Origin of the sequence: Geobacillus sp. FJAT-46040, assembly GCF_002335725.1 — a bacterium.
Classification (GTDB): Bacteria; Bacillota; Bacilli; order Bacillales; family Anoxybacillaceae; genus Geobacillus; species Geobacillus thermoleovorans.
The window spans coordinates 1559599-1578038 of the sequence record NZ_NISS01000001.1 but is presented as its reverse complement, the minus strand read 5'-3'; the positions used below and the strand labels follow the sequence as shown (position 1 = coordinate 1578038).

The following is an 18440-nucleotide window of genomic DNA, read 5'->3' as shown; positions in this document are numbered from 1 at the left end:
GCGGTCGAGATGACGAGCCAAGGCATCGTCGTTCAACCAGGAAGGATGGAGACCGGGACGGATGAGTTTCTCTAGATCGATCTCCTGAGCCCATCGTTCCACGTGAACGAGGGCTTGCCGGCCGTCAAACATATTGTAGATGATGGCCTGAACGGCATCGCTGACTCGAGTCTGGCACTGTGGATCAACGGGAACGAGATGGTCAATCAATTGGGGCAGGCCCAGTTTCTTGAATAGGGCACTTATTATATTCAAATAATGATTGCGATAGACCTTTTTGACTTGAACGTTCATAAGAGAAAAACTCCTTTACGTTCCTTGTGTGTCAAGGATTCATTCGACATCGGAACGAAAAAATCCTCCCGATTTTCGTCGAGAGGGTGCGAAATGTGAGTTGTTAATCAAAATCAATTTAACGCTATAGCTGGATCACCAATTGCGTATTGGATGAGTACTACCATTAGTAATATTTTTAAAAGTAATCCACAAGTTAGTAATTTTGCGCAATTTAAACAAGGATCTACAATAGGAGATAACCAAAAGTTTTTAAGACTTTGGCATGAAATTGAAATATCCTCTTTTAGGGGGAAATGGAAACCTTGTTTAAAAGGTGGCAGTTATAGAAAATGGTACGGTAATCAAATATATGTTATAAACTGGCTTAATAATGGAGAAGACATTAAAAGTACAGGAAGAGCTACTATACGAAATGAAAATTATTTGTTTAGAAGTGGAATAAGCTGGTCCCGTATCACAACAAATAAGCCGTCTTTCAGAGTAATGAATGAGGGTTTTTTCTTTGAAAGCGCTTCGGGGGTTTGTTTTCCTGATAAAGAAATAACTTTAAAAATGCTAGCGTTTTTAAATAGTAATGTAGCACAAGCTTTTGCAACCTATATTAATCCTACTTTAACTTTTCAATCAGGTAATATATCTTTATTACCATTCCACAAAAATATAATTAATAATACTAAAATAGATGAGATTGTGGTATCGTGTATACAAAATACGAAGGAAGATTGGGACTCCTTCGAAATCTCATGGGATTTCAAAAAGCACCCATTCCTCACATATCGCGGAGAAGCAAAGACGTTAGAGGAATGTTACGCCAACTGGGCAGACCATGCGGAAAAGCAGTTCCAGCAGCTAAAGAAAAATGAGGAAGAACTGAACCGTATTTTTATTGAACTATATGGATTAGAAGATGAATTGACACCAGAAGTGCCGGATGAGGAAGTAACCGTCCGCCGCGCGGATCGTGTCCGTGATGCGAAATCGTTCTTATCTTACTGCATCGGTCTGATGATGGGGCGTTATTCGTTGGATGTCGAAGGCCTTGCGTATGCAGGTGGTGAATGGGATGCCTCGAAGTATAAAACATTCCAGCCTGATAAAGATGGCATCATTCCATTGACGGAAACAGCTTATTTTGAAGATGATGTCATCAGTCGTTTGCAAGAGCTATTAATCATTATGTTCGGCGAAGATACGTTAGCGGAAAATCTTCGTTGGTTAGCGGAGTCATTAACGATGAAAAGTAATGAAACATCAACGGAACGGTTGCGTCGTTATTTCTTTGATGAGTTTTATGATGATCATTGTAAAATTTACCAAAAACGTCCGATTTATTGGATGGTTGAGTCTGGTTCGAAAAAAGGTTTCCGTGCGTTATTTTACTTACACCGTTACACGCCAGAAACATTAGCAACAATGCGCTTTACGTACGTACAAAACTTACAAGAAAAACTTCGTCAAGAGCAAAAACGTCTCGAGCAAGACCTTATCAATCCGGATTTATCTTCTGCGATGAAAAAGCGCTACGAGAAGCAATTGAAACAAATTAGAGCTCAGCAGGAAGAGCTTGTTGAATTCGATAAAAAATTAGCGGAACTTGCCAATCAACGCATTGCCTTAGATTTAGATGATGGAGTGGTTGTGAACTACGAGAAATTAAAAACGATCCTTGCGAAAATAAAATAACCGCTGCAAAATGGATAGGGGGAAGCCCCCTATCCATTTTTTCACTTGCCATTGGATTGTCTTTCTTTAAAATAGGGAAAAGAAATACATTGAGAGTTGGTGTAAGATATGGATATTGTTCAAGAGTTACTGCGACTATTCGAAAAACAGCTTACAGAAAATATTGGTGCGAATCGTGCAATTGTCTTTTGGTATGATGTGCAAAGTGAGGAGCGCGATTTAGCAGAAATAGAACAAGCGTTGAATGAAAAGGGAATCAAAGTTTGGAAATTGAATGATCACAACGCGTTCCAGACAAAAGTATTGTTGGAACTCGAGGACACGGAAAATTCGTATTTAATATACGCTCCATTTGCCAAACCGAAAGATGAGGATAACTTTTTATTAGATATCCTTCTTTACAGCGGCAAATATGGAGAATTTCAAGCAGATGAAATCGCGATTATGATGAAAGAACTTCGCATTGATCATTTAGCGATTCGACCGTTTATAGAGGAGCATTGGGCGTTTTTTAAAAACAAGCAACGAGTTTCCAAATTTAAAAAGCTGCTTCCGAATAACCCAAATGCAAATGATGTAAAGCAAACGATGATGGCTGTATTATGTGATGCGAAAAGCATCCATCCACAGGAGTTATTGAAAAGCGTCGTCGCAAAAAAAGGCGGAATGTCGGATGATAATGAAGCGCTCATGCAAATGGGCAAGTATTTAGATGTCAATCTGTTTTTCGAGTTAATCGAAGATTATTTTGGCGTCTCACCGAAAGAAGAACACCGTCTATCTCATATTATCGAAACAATTGTTTATCAGCATGTTGCTTCCAATATCGATGAAGGTGTATTACATGTTCATTATCCTTGTAGCGTTCCAAATATTTGTAAAGTATTTATCGATGATTGGTTGAAATCGGACGAACGTGAAGTATTAGAAACGATTTTGTTGGAACTGGAACAAAAGTGGAATGTGCCGCAATTAGTAGAAACGCATACGTATCAGGCGTTCATTCGTTGTTTTACGTTCCCGATTATCGAACGAAAAGTGCTGGATGCTTTGCATGAATTATTATTAAATGAAACGGTTCTTGTGAACGAATGGAAAAGTATTTTGGCGGAACGAAGGAAAGGTTATTGGTATCAAGCGCATTTTGCACAAGAGTATGAATTGTTGGAGAAAATACTTGATTTTTATGAATGGAAAATCATTTTTGAACGAGATGATGCACCGAAAAACGAACAAGAATGGTTTTCGTTGTATACAGAAAAGTATTACCGTATCGACCAACTTTATCGCCATATTTATCTTCTGTATAGAAAAGGAACGAATTTGGAACGTTACGAACAATTAATAGAAAGAGTAACATTCTGGTATGAGAATAAGTATTTAATGACGTTAGCGGCACATACAGATCACATGTTGGAAACAAGACTCAGCAAACAATGGAACATTCCAAATGTCATGCAACAAAAAAATTTTTATCAACATTTTATACGGCCATTGTTAGAGGCGACACGGGAGCGTATTTTTGTCATTATTTCCGATGCGCTTCGTTATGAAATAGGAATGCAATTGTTAGAAGAGTTTCAACAGCGTTTAAACACAGAAGTGAAAATCATCCCGATGCAGGCAACGCTTCCTACTTATACGCAATTAGGAATGGCGGCATTGCTTCCCGGAAAGATTACGGGAATAAAAGAAGATGGCACAATTTATGTGAATGATCTTTCTACGAAAGGCTTGCAAAACCGGAATAACATTTTGCAAATGTATGAAGTGGATTCCATTGCTTTAAAAATGGAGGACTTCATTCAATTAACTAAAGACGAAGGACAAGAGTATATTCGCGGCAAGCGTGTTGTCTATTTGTATCATGATGCCATTGACGCGATTGGCGATTCGAGCAAAACAGAAGCATATACGTATGAAGCAGTCGAAAATGCGTTAGAACGGATAAAAGCAGCCGTTCGCAAATTAACAGGTACGTATGAAGCTGTTCGTATATTTCTAACAAGTGATCACGGCTTTTTATATCAAACTTCCCAAGTCGAGCAATTTCAAAAGACAGAAAGTTTAAAAGGCGAGATCTATGACGGGAATCGACGTTTTGCGATAGGGAAAAACTTAACGGTCCCTGTTGGCGCGATCAAAGTTTCTCTCGATTATTTAGGTGTGGATTGTGAAGCGGTCATTGCAAAGGGGCTGAATCGCTTTACTGCCGGTGGCGGATTGCGGTTTGTTCATGGCGGTGCAATGCCGCAAGAAAGCATTATTCCGTTAATCGAATATCGGCAAATAAAAGGAAAAGCTCGTAAATCTGAAGCGGAACGGGTAAACGTACAGGTTGCTTTGATTCAAAAAGTCATTACGAGTTACCGATTTATTGTTCCATTTTTCCAAGAGGAAAAAGTCTCATCTGAGCGGCAACCGCGAACGTTGCGTGCAGCGTTTTACCGCAATAACGAGCGAATTTCGAATGAGGTAACGATTACTTTTGATTCCACTGGGGAAGTTTCAGAACGGCAAATAGAAGTGGTGTTTCATCTTTTAGAAGACCGGTATCGAATGGGAGAAATATGCGTTTTACGCTTAGAGGACGTATCAGGACGTACCACAGAGCTGTATGCCGAAGAGGAATTCGAGTTGAAGCTGTATAGTATTGAATGATCAAGTAAGCCTTTCTGGTCACATATACCCAGAAAGGCTGCTTTATTTTGCTATAATAAAGGAGAAATGGAGCAAACGTAGGGGGAGCAATATGATACAAGTTGGGGATATTGTCAAAGGACCTTTATGGCCGGAAGTAGTAGAACTGTAGATGAGCATTTTTCATTACAATAATTTCCATGGTTAGAGAGACAAACAGGGTACCCCTTACGCGATACGGAGCTGTTTTTTGATCACATCAATGGGAATATCTTGCTTCGCAGCGTCATAAATGAACTCGACGACGCTGTGGTCTTTCCGCGACCGAAGAAGCTCCAGCCCGGTGGAGAGGTTTTGTCGGGATTCGGCGATGCTGTACACGCAGGCCAACAGCACCACCGCCCAATACCGTTTCACCGCCCGAATGTGGCGAACGCGGTATCCATCCAGCTTCAGTTGATCTTTCGCCTGCCGGAAAAAGCACTCGATCGTCCAGCGCTGGGCGTAGTAACGCAAGATGTCTTCGTCCCCGAGTTCCCGGTCGGTGCTCAAGATGCAATGAAGATGTTCCGGCGCCATCGGCTGATCCGCCTTCCAAGCCAGCAGCACCACCGCGTCATCGAGGCCATGGATGGCCCCCTCATAGCGATACACGCGATAACGCTCCTGCCCCACCGTGACGAGGCGGGTGTCTTTGGACTCGATATAGCGGGCAAACTGCTTGGCTTGGATGGCGATGCCTTTCGGGTAGAGAATCCGGTTCGTCTTGAGCATCGCGATGACATGGAATCCCTGTTTCAGACAGGCTTCGATGAGCTTTTTGGACGGATACCACGAATCCATGAGCACATACACCGGCTGAGCCCGCTTCACCTTGAGCGAGGAAAGCATCTCGATCGCCAGGTCGATCTTGCTTTTTCCCGCTTTCTTGTCATACAGGCGGAACGCAAATGGGAACGCCTGCGTGAAGGTGTGCACCATCAGCCAAACGAGCGAATGCCCCCAGACCGATTGATGATCTTTATGCGAGTAGTGCCAGTCGCACCCTTGAATGGCGTGCACAGCCCGTGACGAAGGCTTTGTTTTTTGGCAAATCGTATCATCAATCGAAACAAAAAGGGGTTGATTCTTCCGTTTGGCCAGTCGTTCGACCTGGGAAAGGATCCACTCTTGAAGCTTCCCAAGCAGCCTTTCCTCGTTCCAAGGGCTTTTCGTGAAAAAGTGACTGAGCGTCGTTCGATGATTCGGATGAAAGCTCCAGTAATGAATATCAGTCAATGTTCCCGAGAATCCCTTGGTGGTCAAGGCATCGACAATATGAATGAGATGCTTGATGACCGGTTTGGAAAGCTGCAGCGTCAACCCCAGCGTGAAGAAAAACTTGTGGATTCCTTGGTGATGTGCTAATCTATTCATGAGACATGAACCTCCTTGTGTGAATGGGTTTTGAACACATCTATTTTACCCAAGGAGTCCGGTTCATGTCTCCTTTTTTGTTTAGTTGTCAATTTATGTCAGTGAATTTGCTCATCTACAGTAGTAGAAATAAAAAATTGTACGATGATTCAAAATCAATTTTATCAAGTGGAGGCTTATGGGAAGAATACGAGCAAGTATTACCAAGTCATTATTCTCCCGGAACAACTAGCCAACATTGAAATTATCAATACATCAAAGAAAAAAACGTATTCTTCGGAAGAATTGCAAGACTATTTACGTTACTTTGAATTCGTTGTCGATAAAAGATTTTCAAAAACGCGCGCGTTAGGGAATCAGCATCTGATCCCTTTGCCTCATCAAATTGAAGCGGTATACGGAAGAATGCTTCGCGTGCCTTCGGTGCGGTTTTTACTGGCGGATGATCCAGGTGCGGGAAAGACGATTATGGCTGGGATGCTAATTCAAGAATTAAAGGCGAGACAAAGCGCCAATCGAATTTTAATACTCGTTCCGCCGCTAGTATTGAAACAATGGCAGCAAGAACTAAAAGAAAAGTTTAATGAAGATTTCCTTATTGTTACCCGCTCGACATTAAACGAATACAGCGGCAAAAATCCGTTTGTCGAAAATAACTGTGTCATTACGTCCCTTTATTGGGCTGCGCGAGATGATGTCAGAGATCTTGTCATCGAGGCGGATTTTGATCTTGTGATTGTGGATGAAGCGCATAAAATGGCGGCATATACATCAGGAGTAAAGAAAAAGAAAACAAAACGCACAAAACTGTATCAACTTGGAGAAATCATCTTGCGGCATAGCGATCATTGTTTGTTGTTAACGGCTACTCCTCATAAAGGAGATGTCGAAAATTTTCGTCATTTAATGCGGCTTATTGACCCTGATATTTTTTCTTCCATCGGTATAAAAGAAACGTTGCGTGATAAAACAAATCCGTTTATTATTCGCCGACTGAAAGAGCATTTAAAGTATTTTGACGGAACTCCTTTATTTCCGAAACGAACAACAAAAACGATTACATACCATTTATCAGAACAAGAATTAAAGCTGTATGAAGCGGTGACTCAATACGTCAAAGAACATTTTAATCGCGCCATTAATCGGGGAAATAATAGTACGGCGTTTGCGATGATGCTATTGCAAAGGCGATTAAGTTCTTCAATTGAAGCGATTCATTTATCGTTGGAACGCCGTTATCATCGATTGATGAATTTGCTGGAGGAAGCGAAGCAAAAACAAATGATTCCATCGGAAGAAGTATTCGTTGATGAGTATGAAGAGGCAACGTTAGAGGAACAAGAAGTTTTTGAGATGAAAAGCGAGACGTGTGTGGATGCCATTGACCTAGCAGAATTAGAGTTAGAAATAGAGGAGCTAAAAAAATTAATAGATTACTCAAGCTATCTTCGCGAACATGGTGTAGAACGTAAATGGATGGAGTTAGAAAAGACTTTATTTGGTGCAGAGGGATTGTTGCAAAAAGGAGAAAAAATTCTCATTTTCACCGAGTCGACGGATACGCTGCATTATTTAGAAGGCCGGTGAAAAAAGTACACCCTGAGGCAGGGATTTAGGAGGGCTTATGTCGAAAAAAGAAGAAAAATCGTTAGAATGGAGCGTGAGCGGATCATGAAAGCCCCCAAAAACCCTTCGACTCAGCCTCGTCTGTTTCAAGTCATCGACATGGAAGAACTGGTTCCTCCACATCATATCTTGCGCCAAATCAACGAAGCGGTTGACTTTTCCGTCATTCACGATTGGGTGGCTCCCCTGTACACGGAAAAAACGGGTCGCCCGGCGGCGGATCCGGAACGGCTGCTTCGCCTAATGCTGCTCTCGTATTTGTTCGACCACTCTGAGCGGGAGTTGTATGAGATCCTCCCCATGCATGCCGGATACTTGTGGTTTTGCGGTCTCGACTTTGAATCCGTGCTCCATCCGGATCCTCATCACCCCACACTGCCGGATCGAACGACGCTCGTCAAAACACGGAAACGCTGGCGCCAACATGGAATCTTTGACCGGCTGATGACCTATGTGGTGGATCAATGCATCGCGGCGGGGTTGGTCTCGCCGGATGTCCATGCGGCGGCTGACGGCACCCAAGTGCGGGCGAATGCCTCGATCCACAGCTTGCGGGAGGTCAAGCTCGCTCCGGTGGAGACGTTGGAAGACTATCTGGCCCGCACTGCCCGGGAAGATGAACAGACCGAGGCCCGGGATCCGGATGACGACCCACCCTCTCCGTCTCCAAAATCAGGGGAACGCGTCCATGCCGAAGAACGGGGAAACTTCCGTGGAGCCACGTTTTCCAACCGGACCCATCGAAGCGTGACGGATCCGGATGCCCGGTTGTACAAGAAAGGCAAAGGGCAGGAAGCGTATCCTCGGTATCTGGTGCACGACGTCATCGATGTCCAGTCGCGCGTGATTTTATCCAGACGGGCCAGCCTCGCCACTGGAACGGCGGAACGGGAGACGAGTTTGGAGCAGCTGGCTTCGATTCAGTTTCGCCACCCGTCGATTACGATTCGGACCTTGTCTGCGGACAAAGCGTATGGCACCACCGAGTATCTGGAAGCGCTCTTCGTTCAAGGCATCACACCGCTCGTGCCGTTGCGCCGCAAGGAGATGGAGGAGATTCCAACCTGGAAGCGCCGGGCGAAGGATCCCGCTCAGGAAGCAAAGCGCCAGGCGAAAGTCCGAGACGTTCAGATTCGCAATCAAGCGAGGCTCATTCAGCAACAGGGCGGCTATCGATCCATTCAAGCCCTTCGCACGCGTTGTGAGCATGTGTTCGCCGAGGGGAAGGAATGTCACGGGCTGGACCGGGCCCGAAGCCGGGGCCTTTACGCCATGGAAGAACAGGCGCTGTTGACCGCCGTCGTGCAAAATCTGAAGCGATTGTGCCGGTTTCGAAAAAAACGAGGGGGGACCGGCTCTTTGGCGTGCGCAAAACCGGAATTGGGAGCAGGAAGTCCTGCTCGTCTTCCCATCCTTTGGCGCCAAACGGCGGGGAGAATGGCCTCCAAAATTCGACATGTGGAAAGTCTATGCCCCATTAATTCACCGGCCTTCTAGATGAGTGATTTCTCGATCCTCGAGCCATTTCAGGAGGCGAAACAAGTCTTTGGTAAACGTCGAAAACGTTTCGATCTCCTTTTGAATGTGGTCTCCTTCTCCCCAAAGCGCACAAACGACAATCGTTTTGGCATGAACATCTAAACCTGCGCAACGATGATAAAGCACATCCATGATCCGGACTCCTTCCATTGATGAATTCGCAAACAGTGAGTCCACTTGTTCGTTAGGCATTTTTCTGTTCGTAGTCACCTTTTCCAAATGAAAAGGGCTTACAATGGGTGGAACACCAAATGGACTCAAAATGGACTCAAACAGTTTTTTGTACAGGGTCGAACCACCATTAAAAAGCACGTCTTTCCAAACTGTTTGCGTTCATCCTCCATTATGGAAGGAGAGATGGATTTTCATGCCTGGGTGGGGAGTAAAATTTACTCATGGATGTTTTTTGTGAAATTATCTTCGCGCCAGAATCAATCATTATTCCATATTGCTAGGTGAAATAAAATGAAATATTATTATAATACATAATTATGTAAAAATTAATAAATGTTGGATCTTCACTAAAAGTTGTACTTGATTTTTTCTGAACATACCCTATTTACGCTTGTGAGGGAAAATCAGCACTTTTTGCATATCTTTGTGCAGGAAACCGTATTGCTTGTCAAGTACATGTTGTGGTGAAGAGCCTAAATGTTAATATAAAAAGTAAGATTTTGCTTATTTTCGAAAATGGTTAGGAGTTGTAAAAATGGACTATCGTTTTCATCCATTGGGTGATAACGCAGTAATAATTGAACTGGGCGAAGATATTAATTTAGAGACTCATCAAAAGGTAAACATGGTTACAACCTTGTTTGATGGACAGCCATTCGAGTGGATGATCGAATATGTTCCTGCATTTACAACAGTAACTGTGTTTTATGATCCGTTAAAGATTTCGGATTTTAGCTCTTATACACTCCCGTATGATTACGTTTGTGGGCAATTGAAACCCTTATTGGAATCACTTAAGATCGGTGAATTTTCATCTGAAAGGATCGTGGAGATTCCAGTTTGTTACGGGGGAGAGCTAGGTCCTGATTTGGAATATGTTGCGGAATATAATGGTCTCACGCCTGAAGAAGTCATTCATATCCATTCCAGCGGTGATTATTTAGTGTATATGATCGGATTTGCCCCTGGATTTCCATACATAGGAGGCATGTCGGAGAAAATTGCCACACCGCGAAGAGAATCTCCGCGATTAAAAATTCCTGCCGGTTCTGTTGGCATTGCTGGTAAACAGACCGGTATTTATCCGATCGAAACGCCAGGGGGATGGCAGCTTATTGGCCGAACACCGATAAAGCTGTTTCGTCCTGATGACAAATCACCTAGCTTATTAAAGGCGGGGGATAAAATCCGATTTAAACCCATCACTATAGAAGAATACAAACAATGGAAGGAGGACGTCAGTGATAAAAATCATTAAGCCGGGCCTCCTTACGACCATTCAAGATTTAGGAAGATACGGTTTTCAAAAATTTGGAGTGATTGTAAGCGGGGTAATGGATTCACTGTCACACAGAATTGCAAATCTATTAGTTGGTAACGAAGAAAATGCCCCTACTTTAGAAATAACAATGGTAGGTCCTGTTATTGAATTTGAAAGAGATACACTAATATCTATTTGCGGAGGAGATTTATCGCCTTCTATTGATGGAAAATTTGTTCCATTATGGCGACCAGTTCTTGTAAAGAAAGGTAGTCAGCTTCGTTTTGGACAATGTAAAGCAGGCTGCCGAAGCTATCTAGCTGTTGCGGGAGGATTCGATGTTCCGCGTGTGATGGGGAGTGCTTCCACCTACCTTAGAGCGGGCATCGGCGGATTTAAAGGACGTCCATTAAAGACCGGTGACGAGTTAAAATTATCTCCCCCTAATAATCGATCGGTCCAAATGATTCATGATTTTTCTACAAAAATAGGAGATCAAAAGTTTGTAGCAACGAAATGGTCGGTATCTGCTGAATTTATTCCTATTTCTAATAAAATTCCTTCCATTCGGGTAATAAGGGGGAGACAATACCAACTATTTTCAAAAGAAAGTCAAAAAAGTTTTTTTCGTGAACCATTTGAAATTACAACCCAATCCGACCGGATGGGATATCGTTTGAAAGGCCCCATTTTGTCGTTAACATCCGCGGAAGAAATGATTTCGGAAGCCGTGAATTTTGGTACTATTCAAGTTCCGCCTGATGGAAATCCAATTGTGCTTCTAGCTGACCGGCAAACGACAGGCGGTTATCCGAAAATCGGACAAGTTGCCACCGTGGATTTACCATACATCGCCCAATTAAAACCGGGTGACAAAATAAAGTTTGTTAAAGTTTCTCATGAAGAAGCACAAAGACTTTATTTAGAAAGGGAAAGAGAGATCCAACAATTGAAACGAGCATTATCAATAAAATGGAAAGGAGAAATGCAACATGCATGTTGTCGATTTGAACTGTGATATGGGAGAGAGCTTTGGCGCTTATAAAATGGGGAGAGACGAAGAAATTTTAGATTATGTTACATCAGCCAATATCGCTTGTGGTTTCCATGCGGGCGATCCGTCAACGATGAGGAAAACAGTCCGTTTAGCCCTTGAAAAAAACGTCGGAATTGGCGCTCATCCCGGATTTCAAGATTTATTGGGATTTGGTAGAAGAAACATCGATATTACTCCTCAGGAAGCTTACGACATTGTTGTGTATCAAATTGGCGCCTTATATGCATTTGTAAAATCTGAAGGTGGAAAGCTTCAGCATGTAAAGCCGCATGGAGCATTATATAATATTGCCGCTAAAAACGCTGCGATTGCTCAAGCCATTGCAGAAGCGGTTTATAAAGTAGATCCAGAATTAATCTTGTTAGGACTAGCGGGTGGAGAGCTTGTCAAAGCGGGAAAAAAAATCGGCCTTAAAACCGCTAGTGAAGTGTTCTCTGACCGCACTTACCAAGAGGATGGGTCCTTAACATCAAGACGGGAAGCGAATGCTCTCATCAAAGACCATGACGTAGCTTGCCGGCAAGTTATTCGTATGGTAAAAGAAGGGAAAGTTACATCTCTTCAAGGGAAAGATGTATCGATTCAAGCTGATACGATCTGCATACACGGAGATGGGGAACATGCACTAGACTTTGCAAAATACATACGTGAAGCGTTGAAGGAAGCCAATATTACAGTTACAAAACTTGGTGATTTTCTAAAATAAAGATTCATAGGTTCTTAGTTAAGTCCATATAATTGTGTAAAAAGGGAAATAGAAAAAGAGCCATGTTGCTTCCCCTTTGGTAGAATAAACAGTGGACCAAAAACACCAAACATAAGGAGGAATGCAACCATGGCTCAATATCATATTACCCTAAATGATGAACTTTTGCACGGGTTATTCACCAGAGATGAGGGATTAGCTAAGCTATTGGAACAAGTCCTCAATCAAATCCTCGAGGCACAAGTAGAAGAACAGCTGGGAGCTCGCCGTTATGAACGAACGGAAGAACGAAAAGGCTATCGAAACGGTTCGTATCCACGCCAGCTGACGACCCGGGTAGGACGGTTGACCTTGCGCGTTCCACGGACAAGAGATGGGGAGTTCTCTACGGAACTGTTCCAACGGTATCAACGGAGCGAACAAGCACTGGTACTGGCACTAATGGAAATGGTGGTAAACGGGGTGTCTACCCGAAAAATCACTCAAATCACGGAGGAATTATGCGGCACTTCGTTTTCCAAATCCACGGTCTCCTCACTGTGCAAGGGACTGGATCCGATTATCCAAGACTGGAATTATCGTTCCCTTCATGAACACGTGTATCCGTTTGTGCTAGTAGATGCTATTTATACGAAAGTCCGGGAGGATGGACGAGTACGCTCCAGAGCCGTGTTGATCGCTACAGGAGTGAATGAGGAAGGATATCGAGAAATTCTTGGCCTGCAAATCGGAAACAGTGAATCGGAGTCCAGCTGGAGCGAGTTCTTCGGATGGCTGAAAGACCGGGGACTCCGGGGAGTGGACTTGATCATCTCGGATCAGCACGGTGGGCTGGTGCAAGCCATTGAAAAGCATTTCCAAGGCGCTACATGGCAACGATGCCAGACACATTTTATTCGTAATATCCTCGATGCCGCACCAAAGTATATGCAGGATGCCTTGCTCGAGGAGATTCGTGGGATTCTTCATGCTCCAAATAAGCAAACGGCCCGGCTGTTATTGGAACAAGTGCTGGCCAAATGGGAAGAAAAAGCCCCAAAAGCCATGCAAATCCTCGAAGAGGGATTCGAAGACGCCACCGCCGTATTGGACTATCCGGACCGTTACCGGCGGCGCCTGCGCACGACCAACGGAGTGGAACGGCTGAACGAAGAAATTCGCCGCAGAGAACGGGTCATCCGCATCTTTCCGAACCGGGAATCGGTGTATCGCCTCGTTGGTGCCGTGTTGATCGAAATCGATGAAAAATGGATGTCAGGGCGCAAATACTTGGATATGGCTGAATATTGGCAGTGGCGGAAAACGAAAGAGCAAGGAGTCCGATCGGTGAATCAGGAGGTTCCGGCGATCAAGAGAGTGGGATAACCTCTACGCCGTGTCAAGGAGAACGTGGAATACCGGAGCGAAGCGAGGATATGCCGCGAAAGCTCCTTGACACGCCTGTTCCTTGACAACATGATCATTTGTCCGGGAAGGCGACCGGCAGGGAGACTTTCCGGTCTTACCTACCATACGTCAAGTCATCAGGTCCATGTTGTCTATCAAAGGGGAATTTACACAATAATTTGGACTTGACCTAGGTTCTTAGGGGGGATAGAAAATGCAACAAAAAAAGAATATAAGTGTACTTTTAGGTGCGGCGTTTTTGATGGCTACTTCGGCCATCGGTCCTGGATTTTTGACACAAACGACGCACTTCACACAAGCGCTTGCAGCAAGCTTCGGATTTGTTATTTTAATGTCCATAATTATTGATATTGGAGCACAAATGAACATTTGGCGCATTATGGCGGTCGCAGAAAAAAGAGCTCAAGATATTGCCAACGAAGTATTGCCGGGATTGGGATATTTTCTTGCTGCACTTATTGTCGCCGGTGGTCTAGCTTTTAACATTGGAAACATTGCCGGTGCTGGATTAGGAACCAACGTATTATTTGGGATTTCTCCAGAAATGGGGGCATTATTAAGCGGAATCGTCGCGATCGCTATTTTTATCGTACGGGAAGCTGGAAAAATTATGGATCGCTTCGCTCAATTAATGGGTTTTGTCATGATTGCTCTAACGTTATATGTGATGTTTACAGCTAAGCCACCTATCGGAGAAGCAGTGGTAAAAACCTTTGTTCCAGATACGATCGATATTCTTGCTATTGTTACACTTGTTGGCGGAACGGTTGGAGGATATATTACGTTTTCGGGCGGGCACCGCTTATTGGATGCTGGAATAAAAGGAAAGGAAGCACTTCCTGAGGTGACCCGTAGTTCGATTTCAGGAATCGGTATTGCGTCTATTATGCGAATTTTCTTATTTTTGGCATCTTTAGGTATTGTCGCGCAAGGGTTAACCCTTGATCCTTCTAACCCTCCGGCATCCGTATTTAAATTAGCTGCAGGCAATATTGGTTACAAAATATTCGGAGTGGTTATGTGGGCAGCAGCCATTACTTCCGTTGTAGGTGCCGCGTATACATCGGTTTCATTTATTCGTACCTTTCATCCAATTTTGGAAAAGTACCACAAGTGGATTATTATCGGATTCATTGCCATTTCAACATTAGTTTTCATTTTAGTCGGAAGACCAGTGAAAATCTTAATTTTAGTAGGCTCATTAAACGGCCTGATCTTACCAATTTCTTTAGGCGTGATGTTAGTGGCGGCATACAGAACAAAAATTGTCGGAGATTACAAACATCCATTATGGATGACCATTTTTGGCGTTATTATTGTGATCGCTATGGCTTATATGGGTGTTTACTCTTTAATTGATGGTATACCAAAACTATTTGAATAAGAATCGAGGGGGATCATGATGCCTTCTGTTGCGACAATGAGTCCTGCGGAGGCTCGGGAAATGATACGAAATAATGAGTGGATGAAACCAACAGCGGGTGTAGCCAATGGCTACACTCAAGCTAATTTAGTAGTTTTGCCAAAAGAATTGGCGTTTGAATTTCTTTTATTTTGCCAACGCAATCCTAAACCGTGTCCTGTATTAGATGTGACTGAACCTGGATCATGGGTGCCTACTTTAGTGGCACCGGAAGCTGATTTGCGCGTGGATCTTCCAAAGTACCGAATTTATCGAAATGGTGAATTAACAGAAGAAAGAACAGATATTCTTGATCTTTGGGATGAAAGTATGGTCGGGTTTCTAATAGGATGCAGTTTTACGTTTGAGTATGCTTTGATCAACAATGGCATTCCCGTTCGGCATATAGAAGAAAATTGCAATGTTCCGATGTACAAAACCAATATTCCATGCGTAAAAGCAGGACGATTTGAAGGACCGATGGTTGTCAGTATGCGCCCTATTCCAGAGAAAGATGTCGTAAGGGCGGTCCAAGTGACAAGCCGTTTCCCTTCTGTTCACGGAGCCCCTATTCACATAGGCAATCCGGATCGTATTGGAATTAAGGATATTCATAAGCCTGATTTCGGTGATCCTGTGACGATACGGGAAGGAGAAATTCCTGTGTTTTGGGCTTGCGGAGTTACTCCTCAAGCGGTCGCGATGCTAGTGAAGCCGGAGATCATGATTACCCATGCTCCAGGACATATGTTTATTACCGATTTACGTGATGAACAGTTTGGGGTTTTATAACATGAAATTGACATTTTCGTCAATTCAATGGTTCATTTTCATTTTAGCAGGGAGTGTGGTCGCCCCGTTAGCCATCGGTGAGGCTTTCGGGCTTTCTCTAAGGGAAATAGCTGGTTTTGTACAAAGAACTTTTTTCGTCATTGGTCTCGTTTCGATCATTCAAAGTGTTTTTGGTCACCGAATGCCTATTGCAGAAGGTCCTGCTGTTTTATGGCGGGGAGTTTTCCTCGTTTTTTAGGTTTAAATGGAACAAATAATGGAACGAATGATGTTTTACAAAGCATTGAGCTTGGTCTTATGATCAGCGGTCTCTTGTTCATTTTGTTAAGTGTTTCCAACATCATTCAACATGTTAAAAAGCTTTTTACCCCTATTGTCACTGGAACTTATTTTATTTTATTAGTTGCCCAAATCAGCGGCCCATTTGTCAAAGGGATATTAGGGGTTGACTACAAGGGGCCTGGAATAGATTGGAGAGTATCTGTTACCGCCATATTTACGGCGGTCATCACCATTATTTTTTCTAAAAGCCGCTTAAAATGGGTCAGCAGCTATTCTGTATTATTTGGGATATTAATTGGATGGGGGCTGTTTGCCTTATTCAAGCTGACGGAACCGCATGAATTTCAATTGGATAAATGGATTCAACTCCCAGAAGTGCTTGCATGGGGAATGCCGAAAGCAGATGCGGGGGTTATTGCGACTTCGATATTTGTTACTTTATTATTATTAGTCAATATCACGAGTGTTGATTATCCAAAATTAGATATACGTCTTCCATAAATTTGGGCATACTCAAACAAAGCAGCGGCCATCCCGGATTTCCAATCGAGAGGAAGCTGCCCAGAGAAAAAACGGCGAACGAACGAAATGAAGGAAAGAGAGACGTTCGTCTTTTTTTTGGTTTGATCATACAGCCATCGCAGCAACACATACGCGATGAACGCCGCAAACAGTTGGTTGTATACCGCATTTTCCGTCGTGCCAAACAAGGTCGGGACATTCAGATATTGCTTCACCCAACGGAAAAAGACCTCAACAGTCCAACGTTGTTGGTACATGTCGGCAATGGTTTCCGCAGACGCATGGAAGAGGTTCGTCACGACCCGAATGTCTCGGCCATTCGCATCTCGAAAGATCACCACCCGGTGACGCTTGGTGGAGCGGCATTGTTTCGTCCCCAACTGGCACGTGAAGTCGGCTTGAACCGATGAGGATGTGCTGGAAAGGCGTTTCAAGCTTTTTTTCTGATGAAGTTCGATGTTGTCCTTCATTCGAATGACAAAGAGCTGATGCTGCTCCACAAATCGATCGAGGCGTTCGATTTTGAAATACGCCCGGTCTTCCACCAGCACTTGTTGAGCGTTCGTCAACTGTTCTCCCACTGGGCCATCGTGACGCAGTCCGGTCGTTTCCACCACGTCTGCCGGCAGCAAGGATTCCGGCGAATACGCGACGTGCAGCTTCACTCCGGCGCGTTCGCCGTGATACGGAGCCCATGGGAGGCGGTTTTTCCCGACCGTGACGGTCGTCGAATCCACCACCCGAAGCGGTTTGGGAAACCGAAGCGAACGGCGGGTTTGGCGGTTGCACTTGGAAATGATCAACGCCAACAAGCGTTTCATGATGTCATAGGGAACTTCTTTCGCTTTCTTGGATACTGTGGAATAATGGAATCGCGGCAATCCATACAGAGGCCCCACATCGGCTCCGTGGCGAAAGCTTTTCCATTGATGCATGGCGGCCAGCAGGAAGAAGTGAATCCACTCGCGCAACGGAAAGGTTCGAGACGAATCACGATCCCCAACCGCTTCGGCAATCCGTTGAATCTCTTCATCCGAAACAAGTTTTTGCATCAAATTCGGGAGTGTGGTATGCTTGTTCATAGAGAGCACCTCCTGGGTTTGTTTGTGTCGCTACTCACATTCTACAGGAAAGGTGCTCTTTTTTCTATACCCTTTGGATTTTATTGGATAATCAACACGCCTGCAGGAATGCTTCAAATTTGCGTTTTAAACATAATCCTTTATCATGATAAATCCAGTCGAAAATTCCTTAATGGTTTTTCTGCCGCTCATATATAAACGAATATGTTTTTCACCCGTGGTGCTAGATAAACTCAAACAAGCATAAAAATAGCCCTTGCATGAGGATCCCCTTAAAATGAAAGTGCAACCAACCATTAAAAAGGAGGATCCCTATGCAAGAGCACTTTCATTTTACTACAGATCGGGCCAAGATTCAAAAGCAATATGCCGCCATTTTCGTTTTTGTTTCTGCTCAACTTTCATGCATTCAGGTGCATCTTCATCGTCGAAATCGCCATTTGGTCAAGCAAGAGGACGCTGTCATCATCGCCATTCATCTTTTAGGAAAGCTGCTCGGTTTTACTTCTGAACGGGCGTGGCATCGTTTTGTCACGGGAAATTTGTTCACAAAC

Annotated in this window: 13 protein-coding genes and 3 pseudogenes; 12 read left to right on the top strand and 4 right to left on the bottom strand. The window is 43.8% G+C overall.

Features of this window, described 5'->3' with window-relative positions:
- Positions 1-294: DUF4277 domain-containing protein (locus CD000_RS08355; RefSeq protein WP_143425280.1), on the bottom strand; the 294-nt coding region annotated here is incomplete at its 3' end.
- 153 nt (positions 295-447) lie between these two features.
- On the opposite strand from CD000_RS08355, the gene pglX reads away from it, so the two are divergent.
- Positions 448-1980 (top strand): BREX-1 system adenine-specific DNA-methyltransferase PglX, encoded by a 1533-nt coding sequence (pglX, locus tag CD000_RS08350; protein WP_233130417.1) that lies wholly within the window; start codon positions 448-450, stop codon positions 1978-1980.
- A 108-nt stretch (positions 1981-2088) separates the two neighbouring features.
- Positions 2089-4641: a BREX-1 system phosphatase PglZ type A gene (pglZ, locus tag CD000_RS08345; protein ID WP_096225437.1), complete on the top strand. Its 2553-nt coding sequence runs from the start codon at positions 2089-2091 to the stop codon at positions 4639-4641.
- 207 nt (positions 4642-4848) lie between these two features.
- Here the strand turns inward: pglZ and CD000_RS08340 are convergent, their stop codons facing one another.
- Positions 4849-6036, bottom strand: coding sequence for an IS701 family transposase (locus tag CD000_RS08340; protein ID WP_012748853.1), 1188 nt, complete (start codon positions 6034-6036; stop codon positions 4849-4851).
- Positions 6037-6180: 144 nt separating this feature from the next.
- On the opposite strand from CD000_RS08340, the gene CD000_RS08335 reads away from it, so the two are divergent.
- Both CD000_RS08335 and CD000_RS18785 read left to right on the top strand, forming a co-directional pair.
- The gene (locus tag CD000_RS08335; RefSeq protein ID WP_233130416.1) at positions 6181-7623 is read left to right on the top strand and encodes an SNF2-related protein; all 1443 of its coding nucleotides are present in this window, start codon (positions 6181-6183) and stop codon (positions 7621-7623) included.
- 66 nt (positions 7624-7689) lie between these two features.
- Positions 7690-9159, top strand: a complete 1470-nt coding sequence (locus tag CD000_RS18785) for an IS5-like element ISGka1 family transposase (protein ID WP_198962532.1) — start codon at positions 7690-7692, stop codon at positions 9157-9159.
- On the opposite strand, the pseudogene CD000_RS18780 reads toward CD000_RS18785, so the two are convergent.
- Positions 9157-9333: pseudogene (locus CD000_RS18780) on the bottom strand (IS110 family transposase); the annotation flags it as partial. The gene CD000_RS18785 and the pseudogene CD000_RS18780 sit on opposite strands and share 3 nt — an antisense overlap.
- A gap of 577 nt (positions 9334-9910) precedes the next feature.
- Between CD000_RS18780 and pxpB the strand changes: the two are divergent.
- The 7 genes and pseudogenes from pxpB (at position 9911) to CD000_RS08290 (ending at position 16783) form a co-directional block, all read left to right on the top strand.
- Entirely contained in the window at positions 9911-10633 is a 723-nt protein-coding gene (gene pxpB, locus CD000_RS08325; protein ID WP_096225436.1) for a 5-oxoprolinase subunit PxpB, read from the top strand.
- Entirely contained in the window at positions 10617-11654 is a 1038-nt protein-coding gene (locus CD000_RS08320) for a 5-oxoprolinase subunit C family protein (protein WP_096225435.1), read from the top strand. The genes pxpB and CD000_RS08320 overlap by 17 nt, the downstream gene beginning before the upstream one ends.
- Positions 11629-12399: a 5-oxoprolinase subunit PxpA gene (pxpA, locus tag CD000_RS08315; RefSeq protein WP_096225434.1), complete on the top strand. Its 771-nt coding sequence runs from the start codon at positions 11629-11631 to the stop codon at positions 12397-12399. Before CD000_RS08320 ends, pxpA begins: the two co-directional genes overlap by 26 nt.
- 129 nt (positions 12400-12528) lie before the next feature.
- Complete coding sequence (locus CD000_RS08310) at positions 12529-13764, top strand: IS256 family transposase (RefSeq protein ID WP_096225433.1); 1236 nt, start codon at positions 12529-12531, stop codon at positions 13762-13764.
- Between the two features lie 235 nt (positions 13765-13999).
- A complete protein-coding gene (locus tag CD000_RS08305) occupies positions 14000-15190 on the top strand; it encodes an NRAMP family divalent metal transporter (protein ID WP_096225432.1) in 1191 nt (396 codons plus the stop codon).
- 18 nt (positions 15191-15208) lie between these two features.
- Complete coding sequence (locus CD000_RS08300) at positions 15209-16000, top strand: putative hydro-lyase (RefSeq protein ID WP_032099509.1); 792 nt, start codon at positions 15209-15211, stop codon at positions 15998-16000.
- Positions 15942-16783 (top strand): annotated as a pseudogene (locus CD000_RS08290) (purine/pyrimidine permease). The gene CD000_RS08300 and the pseudogene CD000_RS08290 overlap by 59 nt, the downstream one beginning before the upstream one ends.
- Here the strand turns inward: CD000_RS08290 and CD000_RS08285 are convergent.
- The gene (locus tag CD000_RS08285) at positions 16753-17886 is read right to left on the bottom strand and encodes an IS4 family transposase (protein WP_096225429.1); all 1134 of its coding nucleotides are present in this window, start codon (positions 17884-17886) and stop codon (positions 16753-16755) included. The pseudogene CD000_RS08290 and the gene CD000_RS08285 overlap by 31 nt on opposite strands.
- Before the next feature lie 314 nt (positions 17887-18200).
- On the opposite strand from CD000_RS08285, the pseudogene CD000_RS08275 reads away from it, so the two are divergent.
- A pseudogene (locus CD000_RS08275) lies at positions 18201-18440 on the top strand (IS982 family transposase); the annotation flags it as partial.